At 71.9% G+C, this 20,478-nt stretch carries 22 protein-coding genes and 1 pseudogene; 11 read left to right on the plus strand and 12 right to left on the minus strand.

Annotation, left to right across the window (positions count from 1 at the left end):
- Positions 1–116 precede the first annotated feature (116 nt).
- The 6 genes and pseudogenes from AC3A3L_RS21505 to AC3A3L_RS21530 form a co-directional block, all read right to left on the minus strand.
- Positions 117–786: pseudogene (locus AC3A3L_RS21505) on the minus strand (IS30 family transposase); the annotation flags it as partial.
- A gap of 247 nt (positions 787–1,033) precedes the next feature.
- Entirely contained in the window at positions 1,034–1,582 is a 549-nt protein-coding gene (locus tag AC3A3L_RS21510) for a nucleosidase (protein WP_487642086.1), read from the minus strand.
- Entirely contained in the window at positions 1,575–2,240 is a 666-nt protein-coding gene (locus tag AC3A3L_RS21515; protein WP_487642087.1) for a sulfotransferase, read from the minus strand. Before AC3A3L_RS21515 ends, AC3A3L_RS21510 begins: the two co-directional genes overlap by 8 nt.
- Position 2,241: 1 nt before the next feature.
- Positions 2,242–3,678, minus strand: a complete 1,437-nt coding sequence (locus AC3A3L_RS21520; RefSeq protein ID WP_487642088.1) for a GuaB1 family IMP dehydrogenase-related protein — start codon at positions 3,676–3,678, stop codon at positions 2,242–2,244.
- Positions 3,679–3,689: 11 nt separating this feature from the next.
- A complete protein-coding gene (locus tag AC3A3L_RS21525; RefSeq protein ID WP_487642089.1) occupies positions 3,690–4,307 on the minus strand; it encodes a hypothetical protein in 618 nt (205 codons plus the stop codon).
- 33 nt (positions 4,308–4,340) lie between these two features.
- Positions 4,341–5,780: a pyridoxal phosphate-dependent decarboxylase family protein gene (locus AC3A3L_RS21530; RefSeq protein WP_487642090.1), complete on the minus strand. Its 1,440-nt coding sequence runs from the start codon at positions 5,778–5,780 to the stop codon at positions 4,341–4,343.
- 97 nt (positions 5,781–5,877) lie between these two features.
- Here AC3A3L_RS21530 and AC3A3L_RS21535 point away from each other — a divergent pair, with 97 nt between their 5' ends.
- On the plus strand, positions 5,878–6,165 hold the full coding sequence (locus AC3A3L_RS21535) for a YiaA/YiaB family inner membrane protein (RefSeq protein ID WP_135840376.1): 288 nt from the start codon (positions 5,878–5,880) through the stop codon (positions 6,163–6,165).
- A gap of 62 nt (positions 6,166–6,227) precedes the next feature.
- Here AC3A3L_RS21535 and AC3A3L_RS21540 read toward each other — a convergent pair whose 3' ends face one another.
- Positions 6,228–7,466 carry an acyl-CoA dehydrogenase family protein gene (locus tag AC3A3L_RS21540; protein ID WP_487642091.1) on the minus strand — a complete coding sequence of 413 codons (1,239 nt, stop codon included), beginning with the start codon at positions 7,464–7,466 and terminating at the stop codon, positions 6,228–6,230.
- Positions 7,466–8,833, minus strand: a complete 1,368-nt coding sequence (locus AC3A3L_RS21545; RefSeq protein WP_487642092.1) for an acyl-CoA dehydrogenase family protein — start codon at positions 8,831–8,833, stop codon at positions 7,466–7,468. The genes AC3A3L_RS21540 and AC3A3L_RS21545 overlap by 1 nt, the downstream gene beginning before the upstream one ends.
- An 87-nt stretch (positions 8,834–8,920) precedes the next feature.
- Between AC3A3L_RS21545 and def the strand changes: the two genes are divergently transcribed.
- From def to AC3A3L_RS21560, 3 genes are all read left to right on the plus strand, one after another.
- Complete coding sequence (gene def / locus AC3A3L_RS21550) at positions 8,921–9,550, plus strand: peptide deformylase (protein ID WP_487642093.1); 630 nt, start codon at positions 8,921–8,923, stop codon at positions 9,548–9,550.
- Between the two features lie 6 nt (positions 9,551–9,556).
- Positions 9,557–10,351, plus strand: a complete 795-nt coding sequence (locus tag AC3A3L_RS21555) for a TrmH family RNA methyltransferase (protein ID WP_487642094.1) — start codon at positions 9,557–9,559, stop codon at positions 10,349–10,351.
- Positions 10,352–10,423: 72 nt separating this feature from the next.
- Complete coding sequence (locus tag AC3A3L_RS21560; RefSeq protein ID WP_487642095.1) at positions 10,424–11,029, plus strand: DedA family protein; 606 nt, start codon at positions 10,424–10,426, stop codon at positions 11,027–11,029.
- A 4-nt stretch (positions 11,030–11,033) separates the two neighbouring features.
- Here the strand turns inward: AC3A3L_RS21560 and AC3A3L_RS21565 are convergent, their stop codons facing one another.
- Positions 11,034–11,837, minus strand: coding sequence for a TrmH family RNA methyltransferase (locus AC3A3L_RS21565; protein ID WP_487642096.1), 804 nt, complete (start codon positions 11,835–11,837; stop codon positions 11,034–11,036).
- Entirely contained in the window at positions 11,830–13,065 is a 1,236-nt protein-coding gene (cobA, locus tag AC3A3L_RS21570; RefSeq protein ID WP_487642097.1) for a uroporphyrinogen-III C-methyltransferase, read from the minus strand. Before cobA ends, AC3A3L_RS21565 begins: the two co-directional genes overlap by 8 nt.
- A gap of 49 nt (positions 13,066–13,114) precedes the next feature.
- On the opposite strand from cobA, the gene AC3A3L_RS21575 reads away from it, so the two are divergent.
- From AC3A3L_RS21575 to AC3A3L_RS21595, 5 genes are all read left to right on the plus strand, one after another.
- A complete protein-coding gene (locus AC3A3L_RS21575; protein WP_487642098.1) occupies positions 13,115–13,636 on the plus strand; it encodes a YbhB/YbcL family Raf kinase inhibitor-like protein in 522 nt (173 codons plus the stop codon).
- Between the two features lie 334 nt (positions 13,637–13,970).
- Positions 13,971–14,483 carry a CAP domain-containing protein gene (locus tag AC3A3L_RS21580; protein ID WP_487642099.1) on the plus strand — a complete coding sequence of 171 codons (513 nt, stop codon included), beginning with the start codon at positions 13,971–13,973 and terminating at the stop codon, positions 14,481–14,483.
- 70 nt (positions 14,484–14,553) lie between these two features.
- On the plus strand, positions 14,554–15,366 hold the full coding sequence (locus tag AC3A3L_RS21585) for an ABC transporter permease (RefSeq protein WP_487642100.1): 813 nt from the start codon (positions 14,554–14,556) through the stop codon (positions 15,364–15,366).
- Complete coding sequence (locus tag AC3A3L_RS21590; RefSeq protein WP_487642101.1) at positions 15,359–16,171, plus strand: ABC transporter permease; 813 nt, start codon at positions 15,359–15,361, stop codon at positions 16,169–16,171. Before AC3A3L_RS21585 ends, AC3A3L_RS21590 begins: the two co-directional genes overlap by 8 nt.
- 3 nt (positions 16,172–16,174) lie before the next feature.
- Positions 16,175–17,155: an ABC transporter ATP-binding protein gene (locus tag AC3A3L_RS21595; protein ID WP_487642102.1), complete on the plus strand. Its 981-nt coding sequence runs from the start codon at positions 16,175–16,177 to the stop codon at positions 17,153–17,155.
- Positions 17,156–17,157: 2 nt separating this feature from the next.
- Here the strand turns inward: AC3A3L_RS21595 and AC3A3L_RS21600 are convergent, their stop codons facing one another.
- The gene (locus AC3A3L_RS21600; RefSeq protein ID WP_487642103.1) at positions 17,158–18,309 is read right to left on the minus strand and encodes a PP2C family protein-serine/threonine phosphatase; all 1,152 of its coding nucleotides are present in this window, start codon (positions 18,307–18,309) and stop codon (positions 17,158–17,160) included.
- 76 nt (positions 18,310–18,385) lie between these two features.
- Here AC3A3L_RS21600 and AC3A3L_RS21605 point away from each other — a divergent pair, with 76 nt between their 5' ends.
- Positions 18,386–19,360: an alpha/beta hydrolase gene (locus AC3A3L_RS21605; RefSeq protein ID WP_487642104.1), complete on the plus strand. Its 975-nt coding sequence runs from the start codon at positions 18,386–18,388 to the stop codon at positions 19,358–19,360.
- Positions 19,361–19,401: 41 nt separating this feature from the next.
- Entirely contained in the window at positions 19,402–19,839 is a 438-nt protein-coding gene (locus tag AC3A3L_RS21610; protein ID WP_487642105.1) for a hypothetical protein, read from the plus strand.
- A 213-nt stretch (positions 19,840–20,052) separates the two neighbouring features.
- Here the strand turns inward: AC3A3L_RS21610 and AC3A3L_RS21615 are convergent.
- A partial coding sequence (locus AC3A3L_RS21615) for an HNH endonuclease signature motif containing protein (RefSeq protein ID WP_487642106.1) occupies positions 20,053–20,478 on the minus strand: 426 nt, incomplete at its 5' end.

The raw sequence follows: 20,478 nt of genomic DNA on the forward strand, positions 1-20,478 counted from the left end.
CCACCAAGACCACCTGAAGTGTCACCGATGTCCTGATGCAGAACTGTCACCGATGTCCTGCGACATGACACCGACAGTGGCCCGTTGCGCGATTTCAGACGGCTGATGCAACGAGCCTTCGGGTTGAGAGCCTGGCCGGGCGTCTGCCACTCGAGAGTCTTGCGAGAACCGGGTGTTCAACTGCAGGGCAACCTGGTCGCACTCGGTATCAGTGAGGTGGCGCAGATCTGCGCCTTCGCGCCAGTACTGGCGCAGCAGCCCGTTGGTGTTCTCGTTGGTACCGCGCTGCCACGGCGACTGGGGGTCGGGATCCCGGTCTCGGTCCTGAATCGGGCGTGCTGGCCATCTCCGAGCCGCGGTCCCAGATGATCGACTTCCTGAGTTCCAACGGCAAGGTCGCGATCATCTCGCCCAGCGTCATCCGCGCAATCGCGGCGGTGTGACGACCCGGCAACGGTGCTGGCAGGACGAACCGTGAGCACCGCTCCACCAGGGTGATGACCGCATTTTGCCGACCGCACCCAGCAGCAGGTCGCCCTCCCAGTGCCCGGGCGCCGCCCCGGTCCTCGGCCTCGGCCGGCCGCGCGGAGATCTGAATGTTGTCGGTGGATCCGAGCGTGACCCGCTTGGAGCCACGCCACGGTCTGGCTTGCGGCGCTGCCGCTGGGTGCGCAGGTGCGCGGTCAGCTCGCGCTTGAGCTCGCCCTTGGTCTGGACGAACAGCGACTGGTAGATCGTCTCGTGCGACACCCGCATCCTCACATCGCGTGGAGACAACACCGGCAGCATCGACGCGCCGCAACCTCTCACTCCATGATCGAGTTGCAGCAACCGATTGAGTTCGCCTGGCTGTGGACGGTTGGTGGCCAGCCTTTTCTCGGCCGGTTTCGTGACGGGACTTCGTCCCTCCTCAACCAGCGCAGCCGTCCCTCCTCAACCAGCGCAGCCGTCCCTCCTCAATCAGCGCCGCCGACCCTCCTCAACCAGCGCAGCCGTCCTCACCAACCACCGAGGGACACCCGCCGGCCCGCCGTCAGACGTTGGCTCGCAGCCACTCCCCCAGCGCGAGCGCGGAGGCCGCGACCATCGCCGGCCAGTCGAGGGCGGACTCGTCGGCGGCGTCGGAGACGTGCTTGACCAGCCGCACGGGCACACCTGCCTCGCGCGCGGCCCAGGCGACGGCGTACCCCTCCATGTCGACGAGGTGCGCGCGCTCGGCGAGGGCGTCGCGCACAGAGGGATCGGTGACGAAGACGTCGCCGGTGGCCAGGACGAGGTCGGACCCGCCGATCTCGAGGCGTTCCTGCGGGTCGTGGCCCAGCGCCCGGAGCAGGTCGGCACTGATGTCGTGGTTGAGCACCGTGCCGGGCTCGAACAGCCCGGCCAGCCCGGGACGCAGCGCCCCGGCGGTGCCCACGTTGACGACCGTGAGGCCGGCGAGGTCGTCGTACGACGCAAGCGCGCGGGCGGTCGCGGCGGCAGCAGCGGTCTTGCCCATCCCGGTGATGACGAGCGGCAGGTCGGCAGGGACGTGGGCGGCCTCGGCAGCGGTCGCGGAGACCACCAGGACGCGGTCACTCACGGTGCTTGCCCCGACGAGAATGCGGGGTGGCGAGTACCGACTCGACCCGGTTCTGGTCGTAGACCTCGCCCAGCCAGTCGAACAGCCCCCGCAGGACCTCGGGATCGGCGACGTAGTCGTCGTAGTGGACCCGGTAAGCGGCGTCGCCGAGGCCGCCGACCGTGGCGAGGATCTTGTCCTCGATCGCCTGCACCTGCGCGAGCGGGTCGTCCTTGTGGGTCCAGTAGTTGCTGGCCGCCACGTCGCCGAGGTTGCGTGTGTTGACCACGAAGCGCGCGCCCGGGAACACCTGGCGCAGGAAGTCGACGTAGGCCGGGAGGTCCTCGTCGTACCAGCGGATCTCCTTGTAGCCGGTGACCCTCGTGTCGTGCTCGGGACGCAGCAGCGTCGCCTCCGCCAGCGAGCGGATGTGCTGCAGCGAGGCCGCCTCGGGGAACGCCTCGATGCCGAACCAGGGGTGCGTCGGCTGGCTCGCCCGGGCCGGGTCGACGCGCGCCCGCTCGGCGAGCCCGCTGCGGTGGAAGTCGTAGAGGTGGCGCATCGCGTGCCGGTTCTCGCCCCGCAGCAGCCAGCCCGGGATCGAGTTCAGGATGCCCATGAGCAGCGTCGAGCCGGACCTGCCGTAGGTCATCACGAAGACGTAGTCGAGCTGGTGCACGTCACCACGACTTCTCGAGCGGGCGGCCCTCGTGGAAGCCGGCGGCGGACTGGACGCCCACGAGCGCGCGCTCGTGGAACTGGGCGAGGTCGCTGGCGCCGGCGTAGGTGCAGGCCGACCGCACGCCGGAGCAGATCTGGTCGATGAGGTCCTCGACGCCCGGACGGTCGGGGTCGAGGTACATCCGCGAGGAGGAGATCCCCTCCTCGTAGAGCCCCTTGCGCGCGCGGTCGTACGACGACTCGCCGGACGTGCGGTTGGCCACCGCGCGGGCCGAGGCCATGCCGAACGAGACCTTGTAGGGACGGCCGTCGGCGTCGAGCATCAGGTCGCCGGGCGACTCGTGGGTGCCGGCGAACCAGGAGCCGATCATCACGGACGACGCGCCGGCCGCCAGCGCCAGCGCGACGTCGCGCGGGTGGCGTACGCCGCCGTCGGCCCACACGTGCTTCCCGAGCTCGCGAGCGGCGGCAGCGCACTCCAGCACGGCGGAGAACTGCGGCCGGCCGACGCCGGTCATCATCCGGGTGGTGCACATGGCGCCCGGCCCGACGCCGACCTTGACGATGTCGGCGCCTGCCTCGATCAGCGTGCGGGTGCCCTCGGCGGAGACGACGTTGCCGGCGGCGATCGGCACGTCCGGCGACAGGGCGCGCACGGCCTGCAGGGCCTGGACCATCCGGTCCTGGTGGCCGTGGGCGGTGTCCACGACGAGGCAGTCCACGCCCGCCTCGAGCAGCTCGGCGGCCCGGTCCCCGACCTCGCCGTTGACGCCGACGGCGGCTGCGACCCGCAGACCCCCCGAGACGTCGACGGCCGGCGTGTAGAGGGTCGCGCGGAGCGCGCCGAGCCGGGTGAGCACGCCCACCAGCTCGCCGGTGCCGCTCACGGCCACGGCGAGGGGCGCCTTCGCGCGCTCGATCGCGTCGTAGACCTCGCGGGGGTCGGTGCCCTCCGAGACGGTGACGACGTCCTGGTTCATCACGGTCGCGACCTGGGCGAAGCGGTCGACCTCGGCGCAGTCGCGCTCGGAGACGACGCCCACGGGCCGGCCGTCGCGGACCACGACCGCCGCCTGGTGCGCCCGCTTCGGGATGAGCGCGAGCGCCTCGGCCACCGTCTGGTCGGGGCGCAGCTCGATGGGCGTGTCGAAGACGCGGTGCCGCTGCTTGACCCACCGGACGACGTCGGCGACCACCGGGATCGGGATGTCCTGCGGGATCACGGTGATGCCGCCGCGCCGGGCGACGGTCTCCGCCATCCGCCGGCCGGCGATGGCGGTCATGTTGGCGACGACCAGCGGCAGCGTCGTCCCGGTGCCGTCGTCGGTGGCGAGGTCGACGTCGTAGCGGCTCGCGACCGAGGAGGCGCGAGGGACCATGAAGACGTCGTCGTAGGTCAGGTCGTGGGGCGGCGTCGCGCCGTCGAGGAACTGCACGTGTCTGGACTCTACGCGGCCGGCAGGTTCTTCGGACGCAGCCCGACGTCTGCGAGCTCGAGCTCGGCGAGACGTCGTACGACGTCGGGGTCGCGTCGGCGCCACGCGCCGGCCGGGTCGTCGCTCACCCGGCCGAGCACGTGCATCGGCTGGTTGGCCAGCGCGCGCAGGGCGAACAGGTCGAGGTCCTCGGAGGCGTCGATGAACTTCGCGCCGGCCGTCGCCTCACGGATGAAGCGCCACCTGAGGGGCAGGTGGATCGCCGACACGATGAGGATCGGGATGAGAGCGACCGACAGGCCGAGCAGCAGCGCCAGCCGTTCGACGGCCTCGACCGTGTCACGCCCCGCCGCGGCGAGCCCGTCGGAGGCGTCGGCGGCGCGGTCGAACGGCACGGCCAGCTCGTCACCGACCAGCGGGGCCTCCCCGAGCCGGCCGCCGGCGTCGCGCAGCTGCTCGGCCATCGACGTCGCCGCGGAGTCGGTCTGCCGGGCGGGTGCGGCCAGCTGCTCGGTGCCGTCGTGGACGGCCACGCCGATCCACACCCAGAGCACGAGCCACACGACGAACAGGACGTCGGCGAGCACCTGCAGCGTGCGGCGGAGGGGCGTGTCGGCGAAGAGCTTCATGGCGACCACCCTGCCAGCCCGGATCCGGCCGGGTCAGCCCTGAGCGGAGGCGGCCTGCTGCAGCGCACGCCAGGTGCGGTCCACGTCCGCCTCGGTCGTGCGCCAGCTGCCGACCGCGAGCCGGATCGCGGCGCGGCCCTCGACCGTCGTGTGGGAGAGGTACGCCTCCCCGGAGGCGTTGACGGCCTCCATCGCCGCCATCGTCTCCTCGTCGCCGGCGGTGAGCCGGAAGACCACCAGCGACAGCGAGGGCTCGGTCACCATCTCGAAGCGGTCGTCGGCGGCGACCAGCGCGGCGACGCGCTCCGCCAGCGCGACACCGCTGCGGACGTGGGCACGCACGCCCTCGAGCCCGTAGGTGCGCAGCACCGCCCACAGCTTGACCGCGCGGAACCGGCGCCCGAGCTGCGGGTGCCAGTCCCGGTAGTCGACGACCTCTCCCGACTCGGTGGCGGCGTTGCGGAGGTACTCCGGGAGGATCGACAGCGCCCCGGTCAGGGCGGCGCGGTCGCGCACCCAGAAGGTGCTGCAGTCGAAGGTGGTCAGCAGCCACTTGTGCGGGTTGGTGACGAAGGAGTCCGCGTCCTCCACTCCGGCGAGGTGGTCGCGGTGCTCGGGGCACACCGCGGCGACGCCGGCCCAGGCGGCGTCGACGTGGAGCCAGACGCCCCGGTCACGTACGGCGTCGGCGACGGCGGCGATGTCGTCCATCGCGCCGGTCGACGTGCTGCCGGCGGCGACGTGCACCATCACCGGCCGCAGCCCCGCAGCAGTGTCCTCGGCGATGGCGGTGCGCAGGGCGCCGACGTCCATCGCCTGCGTCGCGGGGTCGACGGCGATCGTGCGCACGGCGTCCTCGCCGAGGCCGGCCATCATCGCGGCCTTCGCCAGCGACGAGTGGGCCTGCGTGGACCCGTAGACCCGCCACCCGGCTTCGCCGACGCCGTGACGTCGTACGTCTCCGCCGCTGGCGCGGTGGAGCGCGGACAGCAGGGCGGTGAACGTCGCCGTGGACGCGGTGTCCTGGATGACACCGCCACCGGGGCCGTCGCTGCGGAACGCGTCCGGGAGGCCGAGCGCCTCGGCGAACCAGTCCAGCACCACCTGCTCGACCTCGGTCACCGCCGGGCTCGTCGCCCAGATCATCCCCTGCGCGCCGATGCCGCTGGAGAGCAGGTCGCCGAGGATCGCGGCGGGCGAGGAGTTGGCCGGGAAGTAGGCGAAGAACCGCGGGTGCTGCCAGTGCGTCAGCCCGGGCACGACGACGCGGTCGAGGTCGGCGAGGAGCGCGTCGAACGGCTCCCGGACCTCGGGAGGCGACGCCGGCAGGAGCCGCCGTACGTCGCCGGGGGCGACCTGCGCACGGACGGGCAGCTCGTCCAGCGAGGCCCAGTAGTCGGCGATCCAGTCGATGGCGGCGTGCCCGTGGCGGCGGAACTCCTCGGGCGTCATGTGCGCAGGTCGGTCCGGCATGCGCCGAAGGTACTCGGAGCGGTTGAGCGCAGGTACTCAGCCCGGACCGGGTAGTGCGGCGGCTCCCGCGACGCCGTGGGCGGACGACGGTTGACCCATGGCCTCCACGACTCCCTCCAAGAACACCAACGCCTTCTTCCTGCAGGCCGGCGTCTCCTTCGCCGTCGCGCTGCTGACCATGATCTTCGCGATCTTCTACCTCCCGGTCGACCCGTGGATCCGCGCCTTCCTGGGCCTCGGGACGATGTTCCTCACGACCTCGAGCTTCACCCTCGCCAAGTGCGTCCGCGACGCCCAGGAGGACAGCTACGTGGTGTCCCGCATCGACCAGGCCCGTGTCGACAAGATCCTCGCCGAGCACGACCCCTTCAAGTCCGTCTCCTGACCTCCGACATCGCGAAGCCCCTCCCGGTGCACCCGGGAGGGGCTTTCGTCGTGCCCGGGCCGCTACCTCAGCTCGGCGCTCGTCAGCCCGAGCACCCTGCGGGCCACGATCAGCTGCTGGATCTGCTGGGTGCCCTCGAAGATGTCGAGGATCTTGGAGTCGCGGGCCCACTTCTCCAGCAGCTCGGACTCGCTGTAGCCGAGGGTGCCGCACAGCTGCACGCACGACAGGGTCACGTCGGAGCCGACGCGGCCCGCCTTCGCCTTGGCCATCGAGGCCTCCAGCGAGTTGGGCTTGCGGTTGTCGGCCATCCACGCCGCCTGCATCATCAGCAGCTTCGCCCCCTCCCAGTCGGCCTCCAGGCGCAGGAAGGTCGCCGCGGCAGCGGACTGGGACTGCGCCGGGCGGTCGTAGTCGACGACCACGCCTGCCTGCTCGAGCAGGTCACGGGTCAGGTCGAGCGCCGCCCGGGCGCACCCGACGGCCATCGCCGCGACCAGCGGGCGGGTGTTGTCGAAGGTCGCCATCGCACCGCCGAAGCCGGACTTCGTGTCGATCTCGGGCGAGCCGAGCAGGTCCTCGGCCGGCACCCGGCAGTCGGTGAGGGTGATCGCCGCAGTGTCGGAGGCCCGGATGCCGAGCTTGTGCTCGAGCCGCTCGACCGTGAGACCGGGGTTGTCCTTGCGGACCAGGAAGGACTTGATCGCCGCCCGCCCGAGCTCCTTGTCGAGCGTCGCCCAGACCACCACCGAGTCGGCGCGCTCGCCGGAGGTGACGTAGATCTTCTCGCCGTTGATGACGTAGTGGTCGCCGTCCTTCACCGCGGTGGTGGTGATGTTGGCGGAGTCGGACCCGGTGCCGGGCTCGGTGATCGCCATCGCCGCCCACGTGCCCTTGTAGCGCTCGAGCTGCTCGTCGTTGGCGACCGATGCGATCGCGGAGTTGCCGAGGCCCTGCCGCGGCATCGACAGCAGCAGCGCGGTGTCGCCCCAGCACATCTCGGCGACGGAGAGGACCGAGGCGAGGTTGGTCCCGTTGCGGACCTTGGCGCCGCCGCCGTCGCCGTCGCCGCCGTCGCCGTCGGTCGCGGGGTCGCGTCGTACGCCGCCCGCGCCGGCGCCGCTGGTTGCCCCGGTCTCGGACACGCCGTCGATCAGCGCGGCGAGCATGTCGAGCTCCTTGGGGTAGGCGTGCTCGGCGCGGTCGTACTTGCGCGAGATCGGTCGCAGCATGTTCATCGCCAGCTGGTGGGCCTGGTCGATGAGCGTCGCGTGCTTCCTGGGGGTCTCCAGGTTGATCATCAGAGCAGCACCGCACCTTCCATCACGCCGACGGCCCGCAGGTCGCGGTACCACCGTTCGACCGGGTGTTCCTTGACGAATCCGTGCCCGCCCAGGAGCTGCACACCGTCGAGGCCGATCCGCATCCCCTTCTCGGCGCACAGCTGCCGGGCCAGCCCGACCTCGCGGGCGAAGTCCTGGCCGCGGGTGGCGCGCGAGGCGGCCTTCCAGGTGAGCAGGCGCATCGCCTGCACCTCGATGGCCATGTCGGCGACCATGAACGCCACCGACTGGCGGTGGCTGATGGGCTCGCCGAACGCCTCGCGCTCGTTGACGTAGGGGGTGACGTGGTCGAGGACCGCCTGCCCGGTGCCGACGGCCAGGGCACACCAGGCGAGGCGCGAGAGACGCACGCACTCGGCGTAGGCCGTGCCGTCGGTGTCGCCGAGCAGCGCGTCGTCGCTGACCCGTACGCCGGTGAGGTGCAGGCGCGAGAGCCCGGCGGCGCGCACGCCCATCGACGGATCGGCCTCCACCTCGAGCCCGTCGGCGCCGGACTCGACGAGGAACATCGCGGGGGTGCCGTCGAGCATCGCGGCCACGACGAAGAGCTCCGCGTCGGCACCGCGGACGACGGCCGACTTCATCCCGTCGAGGACGAAGCCGTCGTCGTCGCGCAGCGCGGTGGTCGCGAGGTCGAAGGGGTCGAAGAGGACCGTCGGCTCGGCGATCGTCAGCGCGGCGGCGGGGACAGCCGTGCCGTCGCCGGTGAACGCGGGCAGGTAGGTCTGCTGCTGGGCGTCGGTGCCCCAGAGCCCGATCGCGGTGGCGACGGCACCGGGCGCGAGGGTGGCGACGGCGAGCCCCATGTCGCCGTGCGCGAGCGCCTCGGCGACGAGCGCCCCGGCCATCGCCGAGCGCTCCTCCATGATCCCGCCGAGCTCCTCGGGAACGCCGAGGGTGACCAACCCGACGTCCTGGGCGGCGGCCAGGACCTCCGCCGGGGGCGCGCACGCCTCGTCGGCCGCGGAGGCGGCGGGCCGCAGCACCTCGCCGGCCAGCTCGCGGACGACCTCGAGCAGCATGGCCTCGTCGTCGGAGGGCGTGAGGTCGAAGAGCCCGCGTGAGGAGGCGCTGGCGGGGCGGGCGCCGGCGGTGCTGCGCCCGGCGCGGGCGAAGGTCCGCCCGGCCGCGGTCGCCACGCGGAAGCCGTTGCGGGTCGTCGAGTAGACCGCCTGCTCGGCCTGCTTGCGCAGGCCCACCCGGTCGATGAGGTCGCTCTGCGCCAGCCGGTTGACCGCGGCGACCGCGAGACCGATCGGGTCGCGGGTCTCCCGGGACGACAAGCCGTGGCGGCCGCCCGGTCGGAGGCTGCTGATGAAGGACATGGCCCTAATGTAACTCTGAGTTACATCCGCCGCCAGCACCCCGAGGCGCTGCGCGCCGCGCCCCCACCGCTGGCTAGGATTCCCCGCATGCCCGACGAGCAGCCGACCGACGCCCGCACCGGCACGGACCCCGGTCTCCGGACACCCCACGGCCCCCTGCCCGAGGGCGGCACCGTCCGCCCCATCACCCGCTGGGGCACGCCGGTGATGCACCGCCGCCAGGCCGCGGTGACGTCGTACGACGACGCGCTCCACGCGCTGGCAGCCGACATGGTGGCGACGATGTACGCCGCCGAGGGCGTCGGGCTCGCGGCGTGCCAGATCGGTGAGGACGTCGCGATGTTCGTCTTCGACTGCCCCGACGACGAGGGCGTGCGCACCGTCGGCGTCGTCTGCAACCCCGTGCTCACCCTGCCAGAGGGCAAGGACCGCCGCCTCGAGGACGACGACGAGGGCTGCCTGTCCTTCCCCGGCTCCTTCGAGCCGTGCCCTCGCCCCGACTGGGCGCGAGTCGACGGCCAGGGCCTCGACGGCGAGCCGGTCTCCTTCGAGGGCGACGGCCTGCTGGCGCGGTGCCTGCAGCACGAGACCGACCACACCCTGGGCACCGTCTTCGGCGACCGGCTCTCGGCGAAGTCGCGCAAGCGACTGACCAAGAAGCACGACGCCGCCGCCGAGGACTACCCCCTGTCCTGGCCCGCCGCCGCCACCAGCTGACGCGAGATGCCTGAGCTGCGCATCACCCGCGAGAACGCCCGCTTCCAGCAGTGGGAGGCGCTCCTGACCAACCGCTCCAAGCGCCACCGCAACCGGGAGTTCCTGGTGCAGGGCGTCCGCCCCATCACCCGGGTTGTCGAGGAGGGGTGGACGGTGCGCGCCCTGCTGCGTGCCGACGGTGCCGCCTCCGCCTGGTCCGACGACCTCTGGTCGAGGACCGACGCCGAACGGGTGGTGCTCTCCCCCGAGCTGCACGCACGGCTCAGCGGTCGCGAGGCGGGAGCCGAGCTGGTCGCGGTCGTCGAGATGCCCGACGACGGCGTCGCGCGCCTGGAGGACTCCCGGCGACGGCACGGTCCGGTCGTCGTCTTCGACCGCCCCACCAGCCCCGGCAACATCGGCACGCTGGCCCGCTCGGCCGACGCGTTCGGCGCCTCCGCCCTCGTGGTCACCGGCCACGCCGCCGACCCCTACGACCCGCAGGCGGTCCGAGCCAGCACCGGCTCGCTGTTCGCCCTGACGGTGCTGCGCGTGCCGGGCCCCGGACCGGTCGTCGAGCACGCCCACGCCCACGGCTACCGCATAGTCGGCACCGACGAGGAGGGCACCGGCCTCGCGCAGGCCGACCTGCGTGGCCGGTTGGTGGTCGTCGTCGGCAACGAGACCCACGGCCTGTCCTCAGCGTGGCGCGCGGCGTGCGACGAGGTGGTGGCCATCCCGATGGTCGGCACCGCCTCGTCCCTCAACGCCGCCGTGGCCGGCTCGATCGTGCTCCACGAGTCGCTGCGCCAACGCGGGTAGCCGGCCGGGAGTTGGGCGCGGTTGCTACTACTACCCTGACGCAACCGCACCGAACCAGGGAGAGAACGACTCGTGGAAGCCGTGCTCGACTGGGTCGTGCTCGTGATGCGCACGGTCGGCTCCCCCGGGGTCGGCCTCGCCACCGCTCTCGAGACGGTGTTCCCGCCCGTGCCGAGCGAGCTGGTGCTGCCGCTCGCCGGCTACACCGCCAGCCAGGGCTACTACAGCGTCCTCGCGGCGATCGCCTGGGCGACGGCCGGCTCGCTCGCGGGGGCGCTCGTCCTCTACTGGCTCGGGGCGGCCTGGGGGTTGGAGCGGATCTGCGCGCTGGCCGACCGGATCCCGCTGATGCACGCCCACGACGTCCGCCGGGCCGTGGCATGGTTCAGCCGTCACGGGCGGACTGCGGTCTTCGTCGGCCGGTTGGTGCCGGGTGTCCGCAGCCTCATCTCGATCCCGGCCGGCATCGACCGGATGCCGCTGCTGCGGTTCTGCGTCTTCACCACCGCGGGCAGCCTGGTCTGGAACGCGGCACTCATCCTCGCCGGCTACGAGCTCGGTGAGCAGTGGCACGTCGTCGAGGGGTACGTCGGTCCCGTCAGCAACATCGTCTACGTGCTGATCGGCGTCGCCGTGGTCGTCGTGGCCGCCCGGCGGCTGCGACACCGGCTGTCCTGACGCCTCAGCGGCGCGCGGCGGCGTAGCAGGCCACGGCGCTGGCCGCCGCGACGTTGAGGGAGTCGATCCCGGCGCGCATCGGGATGATCGCGCGGCGGTCGGCCGACGTCTCCCAGCGCGTGGAGAGCCCGTGGCCCTCCGACCCGAGCACCAGCGCCAGCCGATCGATGCCGTCGACTGCCTCCTCGATCGGCGTGGAGTCCTCGGCGAGGGTGAGCGCGACGGTCGTGAACCCGCGGCGGGAGAGGCCCGGCAGGGCGTCGTACCAGTCGGGCAGGCGCGTCCAGGGCGTGGAGAACACCGCTCCCATGCCGACCTTGATCGATCGACGGTAGAGCGGGTCGGCGCACCGCGGTGCCAGCAGCACCGCGTCGAAGCCGAGGGCGGCGCCGGAGCGGAACACCGCGCCGACGTTGGTGTGGTCGACGAGGTCCTCAAGCACCAGCACCGAGCGCGCCCCGTCGAGGACCTCGTCCACGGGCGGCAGGGGGCGCCGGCGCAGCGACGCCAGTGCGCCGCGGTGGACGTGGAAGCCGGTGACCTGCTCGATGAGCGCCTCGGACAGGACGTAGCAGGGCGCGGGGCTGCGGTCGAGCACGTCGGCGAGGCCGTCGAGCCAGCGCGGCGCCATCAGGAACGACCGCGCTTCGTGGCCGGCCTCGATCGCACGGCGCACGACCTTCTCCCCCTCGGCGAGGAAGAGCCCGTGCTCGGCCTCGAGGCTCTTGCGGAGCTCGACGTCGCGCAGGTCGCGGTAGTCGGCCAGGCGCGGGTCGCCGGGGTCGTCCAGCTCGACGGGGTCAGTCACGCCCGTAGTGTGCCGGACGCGCCACGGCCACGACCTCGCCCACCACGATGATCGCGGGCGGCACGACGCGGTGGGCGGCCAGGTCCGCGGCCAGGGTGTCGAGGGTGCTGAGGACCGTGCGCTCGGTCGGCATGGTGCCGTCGACGACGACGGCCACAGGGGTGTCGCCGTCGCGCCCGCCGGCGAGCAGGACCTCCGCGATCGCGGGCGCGTTGTCGACCGCCATCAGCAGGACGAGGGTCCCCCGGAGCCCGGCGACGGCGTCCCACGCGACCAGGGAGTCGGGGTGGCCGGGCGGAAGGTGTCCGGAGATGACGGTGAACTCGTGGGCGATCCCGCGGTGGGTGACCGGGATGCCGACCCGGGCCGGTACGGCGATGGCCGAGCTCAGGCCGGGCACGACCGTGACGGGCACGTCGGCGGCGGCGCACGCCAGCAGCTCCTCGTAGCCGCGGCCGAAGACGAAGTTGTCGCCGCCCTTGAAGCGCACGACGCGCTTGCCCGCACGGGCACGGTCCACGATCACGTCGTTGATGGTCTGCTGCGACGCCGACCGGCCGCGCGGCAGCTTGGCGACGTCGATCAGCTCGACGTCGGGACCGAGCTCGTCAAGGAGCTCGCGCGGCGCCAGCCGGTCCGCCACGACGACGTCGGCCGTGGCCAGGGCGTGCCGGGCCGCGACGGTGACGAGCTCGGGCTCACCCGGTCCCCCGCCGACGAGGACGACGCCCGGGCTCCGGTCGAGCGCGTCGGACGCCGTCAGGTGGCCGTCGCGCAGTGCGGTGACGATGTCGTCGCGGAGCGAGGCCGACTTCCGCGGCTCCCGGTTGCCGAGCACCCCCACGGTCACGGTGCCGTGGTGACCCACGGCCGGGGTCCAGGCCGTGCCGCCGAGCGCGTCGTCGGCGCGGACGCAGAACGTGTGCCGGGCATCCGCGGCGGCGACGACGCGGGCGTTGACGGCCGGGTCGTCGGTGGCGGCGACGACGTACCAGGCACCGTCGAGGTCGGTCTCGGTGAACTCGCGCAGCACGAGGGTGATCTCGCCCTCCATCCCCTCGAGCGCGGGCGTGACCTCGAGGCTGACGACCGTCACGTCGGCCCCGGCGCCGAGCAGGCCGGACACGCGCCGCTGCGCGACGTGGCCGCCTCCGACGACCACCACCTTGCGACCGGTGAGCACCAGCCCCGCCAGGTAGGGATGGGGGTCGGCACCGCGCTGGCTCATGCCCCGATTGTCCCTTTCGGGCTCGCGGAGGGATGGCTACGTTCGAGGAATGAGCATCGAGCGACCTGTGTCCCCCAATCCATACGACTACCTGCCGGCGACCGAGTCCTTCACGGTCACGAGCGCGGACGTCACCGACGGCGCCCCCCTGAAGGACGACCAGGTGGCCGACAAGGGCAACACCTCGCCGCAGCTGAGCTGGTCGGGGGCACCGGAGGGCACCCAGTCCTACGTGGTGACCTGCTTCGACCCCGACGCACCCACCCCGAGCGGGTTCTGGCACTGGTGCCTGGTCGACGTCCCGGCGGACGTCACCTCCCTCGACACCGGCGCCGCCTCGGGAGACCTGCCCGGCAAGGCCTTCCACGTCCGCAACGACGGCGGCGAGGCGGGCTTCATGGGTGCGGCCCCGCCGCAGGGCGACCAGCCGCACCGGTACTTCTTCGTGGTGCATGCCGTGAAGGACGCCTCGCTCGGCGTCGACGCGGATGCGTCCAACGCGGTCGTCTCCTTCAACCTCGCCTTCAAGACGCTCGGCCGCGCCATCCTGCACGGCACCTACCAGCACTGACCCCCATCGAGCACTGAGCGCGCGGGCCGCCCCTCAGCGCCCATAGGTCACACCAACCCCACACACCCCACGAGACTCGTGGTCGGACCGAGAGGTCCAGACCACGGGTCTCTTTTTTCGGCGTTCTCGTCATGCAGAAACGGTCAAGGCGCTTCCATGTGCAGTGGATGCAGCACTACCAAAAATTGATGAAACCTTCTGCTTGACGACGCTCGCACCGGCCTGGACTCGACTTCGCGCACAGCCCCTGCATAAGGTCAACCGCGAATTTTACTTAGATTCCGTCAAGATCCGCCCTCATCCCCCGGCCGGTGGATCCCCCTGGAGGAACCCCGTGCGCCACTCCCGCCACCTCTCGCGTGTCGCCGCCCTCGGCGTCGCCGCTGCCGTTGCGTCCGGCATGACCGCGGCTGCCGATGCCGCGACCTGGTCCGTGCCGCGCACTGCTTCGGTCGTCTCCGCCAGCGCGAGCAGCGACCAGCTGGAGGACGCGCTGATGGTCCGGATCAACCAGGCGCGCGCCGAGCACGGCCTGCGCAAGATCTGGAACTTCGACGTCTGCACCGACCAGCTCGCCGAGCAGTGGGGTGCCCGCATCGCCCGCACCGGGGTGCTGGAGCACCGTGACCAGCGCGAGGTGATCCGCAAGTGCGACAACTCGTGGGCCGGCGAGACACTCGTCCGGGGCACGAACCTGAGCCCCGAGGCGATGGTGTCCCTCTGGCTCGACTCCCCCGGCCACCGGGAGATCCTGCTCAGCCCGCGCGCCAAGCGCGCCGGCGTCGCCATCACCCGTGACGCCCAGGGCCGCACCATCGGTGTGGTCAACCTTGTCCGCCACGGCTGAGGTGCACCGCCCCCGTCAGGTGTGAGACGATCCCCGGCCCCTTCGTGGGTGGGCCGGGGATCGAACACGCGTGAGGGGGAAGCCGGTGCTGCACGTCGCCGTCGCGACCCGCGCGTTCCGCCGCTACTCCACCTACCGGGCCGCGACGCTCGCGGGGATCTTCACCAACTCGGTGTTCGGGATCATCTACTCCTACGCCTACCTGGCCCTGTGGGACGCGAACCCCACTGCCGGCGGCTACGACGCCCAGGACGCGGTGACGTACGTCTGGCTCGGGCAGGCGCTGCTCATGACGATCGCGCTCTGGGGCGGCGGCACCACCGACGACCTCGCCGAACGGATCCGCACCGGTGACGTGGCGATCGACCTCTACCGACCCGTGGGACTGGTCGGGTGGTACCTCGCAAGCGACCTCGGGCGGGCGGCGTACCACCTGCTCACCCGTGGAGTCGGCCCCACGGTCATCGGCTTCGTGGTGTTCGACATCGCCCTCCCGGCCACCGCTCTGACGGCGCTCGCGTTCGCGGTGTCGCTGGTGCTCGCGGTGGTGGTGAGCTTCGCGATCCGGTTCCTCGTCGCCTGCACCGCCTTCTGGCTGCTCGACCAGTCGGGCGTGAAGGTGATGAGCGGCGCGTTCGCGATCTTCTTCAGCGGGATGATGCTGCCCCTCGTGCTGTTCCCCGGCTGGCTCGGCGCGCTGGCCCAGGCACTGCCGTGGGCGTCGTACGTCCAGGTGCCCGCGGACGTGTGGCTCGGCAAGCACACCGGGTCGGACCTCGTGGCCGCGCTGGGGTTCCAGGTCGTCTGGGCCGTCGTGCTGCTGGCCGCCTGCCAAGGCGTGCTGCGCCTGGCGACGCGGAAGGTGGTGGTCCAGGGTGGCTGAGGCCGGACCGGCGCTGCACCTGCGCTCGTACGGGCAGATCGCATGGCTGTGGATCCGGGCGGCGTGGCAGTACCCCACGTCGTTCGTGCTGCTCGCGGTGGGCAACGGGCTGATCACCGCCCTCGACTTCGTGGGCCTCTGGATCATGTTCGCCCACCTCGACGACCTCGCAGGCTTCACGCTCCACGAGGTGGCGCTGCTCTACGGCAGCGCCTCCCTCGCGCTGGCCGTGGCCGACACCGCGATCGGCAGCGTGGAGCGGATCGGCACCTACATCCGGACCGGTCGCCTGGACCAGATGATGACCAAGCCGGTGCCGCTGCTCGTGCAGGTGTGCGCCGACCAGTTCACCCTGCGCCGCCTCGGTCGGCTGACCCAGGCCGCCATCGTGTTCGGGTGGGCGTGCACCTACGTCGACTGGACCCCGGCCCGGTTGCTGGTGGCCGCGTCGATGCTGGTCAGCGGCGGGCTGGTGTTCTTCGGTCTCTTCGTCGGGTTCTCGTGCGTCCAGTTCTGGACCACGGACGCCACGGAGTTCGCCAACGCCTTCACCTACGGCGGCGCCACGGTGACGCAGTACCCGCTCACCATCTTCCCGCGCGAGGTGCTGGTCGGGCTCACGTTCGTCATCCCGGTCGCCTTCGTCAACTGGTACCCGTGCCTGTACCTCCTCGACCGCCCGGACCCGACCGGGATGCCCGAGGCGTTCCAGTTCGCCTCGCCCGTCGCGGGCGTGCTGACCATGGCCGTCGCCCTGCTCGTGTGGCGCTCCGGCGTCCGCCACTACACCTCCACGGGGAGCTGACCGATGTCCGTCACCGGATCCCAGCACGAGCCGCTGATCGACGTGCGCGACCTCGAGCGCACCTTCGACGTACGCCGCCGGGTCGAGGGACGGCGTCGCCGGGTCCGCGACTCGGTGCGGGCCGTGCACGACCTGACCTTCTCCGTCGGAGCCGGCGAGATGGTCGGCTACATCGGGCCGAACGGCGCCGGGAAGTCGACGACGATCAAGATGCTCACCGGGATCCTCGTGCCCACGGGCGGGCAGGTCCGGGTCGCCGGCCTCGACCCGAGCCGCGACCGGGTCGAGCTCGCCCGGCGCATCGGGGTGGTCTTCGGCCAGCGCTCGACGCTCTGGTGGGACCTCCCGCTGCGTGACTCGTTCGACCTGCTCCAGAAGATGTACCGGATCGCGCCCGCGCGCTACCGCGAGAACCTGGACCGGTTCGTCGACCTGCTCGACCTCGGCGACCAGCTCGACACCCCGGTGCGCCAGCTGAGCCTGGGCCAGCGGATGCGCGGCGACATCACGGCGGCACTGCTGCACGACCCCGAGGTGCTCTACCTCGACGAGCCGACGATCGGCCTGGACGTGGTCAGCAAGGGACGCCTGCGCGAGTTCCTCCGCGCGCTCAACGACGAGCGTGGCACCACCCTCCTCCTCACCACGCACGACCTGCAGGACATCGAGGCGCTCTGCGACCGGGTGATCGTGATCGACCACGGCACCTCGGTCTATGACGGCTCGCTGGCCGGGCTGCACGCCGAGGGCGGGTCGTCACGCACGCTCGTCGTCGACCTCGTCGACGAGGCGCCGCCCATCGAGGTGCCGGGGGCGACGGTGCGTCGGGTCGACGGACCGCGGCAGTGGCTGTCGTTCCCGGCCGAGGCGAGCGCCGCGCCCGTCGTGGCGGCCGTCGCAGCGTCGTACGACGTCGCGGACCTCTCGATCCAGGAGCCTGCCATCGAGGACGTCATCCGCGAGCTCTACTCGCGCGGCGCCTGAGCTCAGACGCCGAGGCTGCGGGCGCGCTCGGAGTCCAGCTCGGGAGACGTGAGCGGCTGCCGCTCGAGCACGAGCATGGCCCGGTCGTCGTCACCGCGTGACACCTTCTTGAGCACCCGCTTGGGCATGCCGGCGAACCCGCGGGTCTCGACGGCCTGCAGCGCCGCGTGGCGCAGCCAGTCGATGCCCTCGTCGAGGTCCTGGTCGGCGGACTCGATGACGCCGTCGGTGTAGAACATCAGCGCCTCCCCCGGGCGCAGCCGCCCGCGGCTCGGCGTGAACTCGGCGTCGTCGATCACGCCGAGCGCCATGCCGCGCGCGTTGTCGATGGCCCACCCCCGCTGGCCCAGGTGCCAGTGGAGTGCCGGGGGGTGCCCCGCGCTGGTGATCGTGTAGTCGCCGGTCACCAGGTCGATCTTGAGGTGCACGGCGGTCGCCAGCGACTCGTCGGACTCCTGACGCAGCAGGAAGTGGTTGGCCGCCGCCATGAGCTCGGCCGGGGGCAGGGCGCCGATCAGGCCGCCGAGCGCCCCCGCGAACTGCAGCGCCTGCGGGCCGACGGAGGTGCCCTTGCCGCAGACGTCGACCAGGGCCATCTCCAGCCACCGGCCCTCGCGGAGGTCGGCGACGAGGAAGTCACCGGCGTAGCTGGGGCCGTTGGCGGTGATCGTCGCGGACTCCGAGCGCCAGCCGTTGGGCAGCTGCGGCACCACTCCCTGACGCTGCAACCGGTCGCGCAGCTCGCTCAGCACCGCCTCGCTGAGCGCCATCGGCAGGCCCGAACGCTGCCGGCTCGACTGGTAGATCGCCAGGAGGACGCCCACGGCGAGGATCAGCAGCGCCGACCCACGGCTCGGGGTGGCGAAGTCGGTCTCCACCGACGTCCAGTAGGCGGCGGCACCCAGCACCCCGGTCAGCAGGAGCAGCGGCACGAAGCGCAGCAGCATCAGCCCGAGCATCAGGACGAGGAACCACAGCGACACCGGGACGACGATCCGGGCCAGCTCCCCGATGCCGACGGCCGCGCCAACGAGGGCGACGAAGACCAGCAGGAGGAACGCCTGGCTGCCGCGCGAGCCGGTGCGCCAGCCCTCGACGCGCTGCTGGACGTAGGACGCGATGCCGCGCGCCACGGACCCCAACGCACTCGACACCACCGAAGGGTAGGGCTCGACAGAGGTTCGCCGAGGTGGAACCGGGAAAGTCCGGGCCGATCGATACCCTCCTCACATGCCTCTGGTCCCGCTGCAGGCCGACATCCTCGGTCCTGACTTCCGGGTGGAGACGATCTCCCTCCCGCCCGACCCCGAGGGTCCCGTCGTCGCGACGCTCGTGACGCTGGCCCCCGAGCGACCCAACGGCCGCGCCGTGCTGCACGTGCACGGCTTCGCCGACTACTTCTTCCACACCGAGTACGCCCGTTGGTGGGCCGACCGGGGCTACACCTTCTACGCCCTCGACCTCCGCAAGTACGGCCGGTCGCTGCGTGAGCACCAGACCCCGCACTACGTCGCCGACCTCGGCGAGTACTTCGCCGAGATCGACCTCGCGTGGTGGCGCATCACCCAGCGCGACGGCCACCGCGAGGTGGTCGCGTCCGGTCACTCCACCGGCGGCCTGACCGTCCCGCTGTGGGTCAAGGAGCGGCGCCCGCCCGAGCTGACGGCGATGGTGCTCAACTCCCCGTGGTTCGACATGCAGGGGGCTGCGTGGCTGCGCAGCCCCGCGGCGCGCCTGGCGATCGAGCGGCTCGGGACCAGCCGGCCCATGCAGGAGATCCCGCGCCGGGTGAGCACCGTCTACGGCCGCTCGCTGCACCGCGAGCACGCCGGCGAGTGGGACTACGACCTCACCTGGAAGCCGCTCGACTCGCGACCCGTGTACGTCGGTTGGCTGCGTGCCGTGCGCCGCGGCCACGCGCTCCTGCACGCCGGCCTCGACATCGACTCCCCCACCCTCGTGCTCTCCTCGGCCAGGTCCTGGTTCGGCGAGCAGACCGAGGAGACCGCCGCCACCCACGACATCGTGCTCGACGTCGAGCAGATCCGGCGCTGGGCCTCCTCGGTCGGCACGCACGTCACCTCCGTCGCCGTCGAGGGCGCCATCCACGACGTCGTGCTCTCCCGCCCCGCCGTCCGCGCGCAGGCGTACGACGTCATCGCCACGTGGCTGGGGGCGTGGGTGGAGCCGGCAAGCGCCGACTGACGAGGGTCGACGCCGGCAGGCCCGCGTCGTAGCGTCGGCACGTGCCGGACATCAAGGACCTCGAGCCGCTCATCGGCCGCTGGACACAGCTCGTCGACGCACCCCGGCACCTCGACGAGAAGGTCGCCGGGGAGATGACGCTGGAGTGGCTCCGCGACCAGAAGGTGGTCCTGCAGCGCTCGATCGCCGACAACCCGATGTTCCCTGAAGGCGTCGTGCTGATCATGGCGGCCGACGAGGGGGCCGAGGGCGATCTCACCGCGCACTACGTCGACTCCCGCGCGGTCTCACGCACGCTGCACATGTCCTTCCGCGACGGCGTGTGGAGGTGGTGGCGTCGCGCGACCGGTCCGGACGACTTCGACCAGCGCTTCGAGGGCAGGCTCTCCGAGGACGGGCAGCGGATCGACAGCGCGTGCTACCTCGTCGAGGACGGCGAATGGATCCACGACTTCGACGTCACCTACACGCGGGTGTAGTCGCTGACAGGCGCCGAGCCCACGCGAGGTAGAGGGCGAGGAGTGCGGGGATCAGCGAGAACACCAGCACGATCACCTCGTCTTCGAGGGTAGGTCCGCCGCTGGCTCGCCCGCGGCCCGCTCCCGCCAGATTTGCTTCGTGCGCCGGTCAGGCGTACCGAGGACATGCCTGTGGCCCCGCTACCTGGTGGGGTGGCGGGGTGCGGGGCGGGGTCATGGTCGGCGAGGACGCGGGACGTGGGGCGGGTCGGGCGGGTCGGGTGGCTCGGCCTGGTTGATCGCGGTGGTGCCGGTGCCGTCGCGTCGGTAGCGGTGGCCGTGCGGGCTGGTCCACTCGAAGACTCCGGGCTCGGTCATCTCGTAGTGCCAGGCGGTGTGGGTCTTCAGGCGGTGGTGGAACCGACACAGGGCCGCGAGGTTCCACGACGCGGTGGGCCCGGGTTGTGGCCGACCCTCGGCTGTCGCGTCGGGGTCGAACTCGATGACGTGGTCGATGTCGCATCCCCGCGCGGGACGGGTGCACCACGGGAACACGCACGTGCGGTCCCGGAGAATGACTTGCTCGCGGATCCGGTCGGGGACCTCGTAGGCCGGGGTGGAGAGGTCCGCGTTGAGGTCGATGACCGGCTTGATGGTGAC

Source organism: Nocardioides sp. Soil_C_8 (assembly GCF_057656315.1).

Coding starts and splice junctions, on each gene's coding strand:
- AC3A3L_RS21545 (WP_487642092.1), bottom strand. CDS start 8,833: ATGTCCTTCATCAGCAGCCTCCGACCGGGCGGCCGCCACGGCTTGTCG.
- AC3A3L_RS21540 (WP_487642091.1), bottom strand. CDS start 7,466: ATGATCAACCTGGAGACCCCCAGGAAGCACGCGACGCTCATCGACCAG.
- AC3A3L_RS21575 (WP_487642098.1), top strand. CDS start 13,115: ATGAGCATCGAGCGACCTGTGTCCCCCAATCCATACGACTACCTGCCG.
- AC3A3L_RS21605 (WP_487642104.1), top strand. CDS start 18,386: ATGCCTCTGGTCCCGCTGCAGGCCGACATCCTCGGTCCTGACTTCCGG.
- def (WP_487642093.1), top strand. CDS start 8,921: ATGCCCGACGAGCAGCCGACCGACGCCCGCACCGGCACGGACCCCGGT.
- cobA (WP_487642097.1), bottom strand. CDS start 13,065: ATGAGCCAGCGCGGTGCCGACCCCCATCCCTACCTGGCGGGGCTGGTG.
- AC3A3L_RS21535 (WP_135840376.1), top strand. CDS start 5,878: ATGGCCTCCACGACTCCCTCCAAGAACACCAACGCCTTCTTCCTGCAG.
- AC3A3L_RS21530 (WP_487642090.1), bottom strand. CDS start 5,780: ATGCCGGACCGACCTGCGCACATGACGCCCGAGGAGTTCCGCCGCCAC.
- AC3A3L_RS21555 (WP_487642094.1), top strand. CDS start 9,557: ATGCCTGAGCTGCGCATCACCCGCGAGAACGCCCGCTTCCAGCAGTGG.
- AC3A3L_RS21525 (WP_487642089.1), bottom strand. CDS start 4,307: ATGAAGCTCTTCGCCGACACGCCCCTCCGCCGCACGCTGCAGGTGCTC.
- AC3A3L_RS21595 (WP_487642102.1), top strand. CDS start 16,175: ATGTCCGTCACCGGATCCCAGCACGAGCCGCTGATCGACGTGCGCGAC.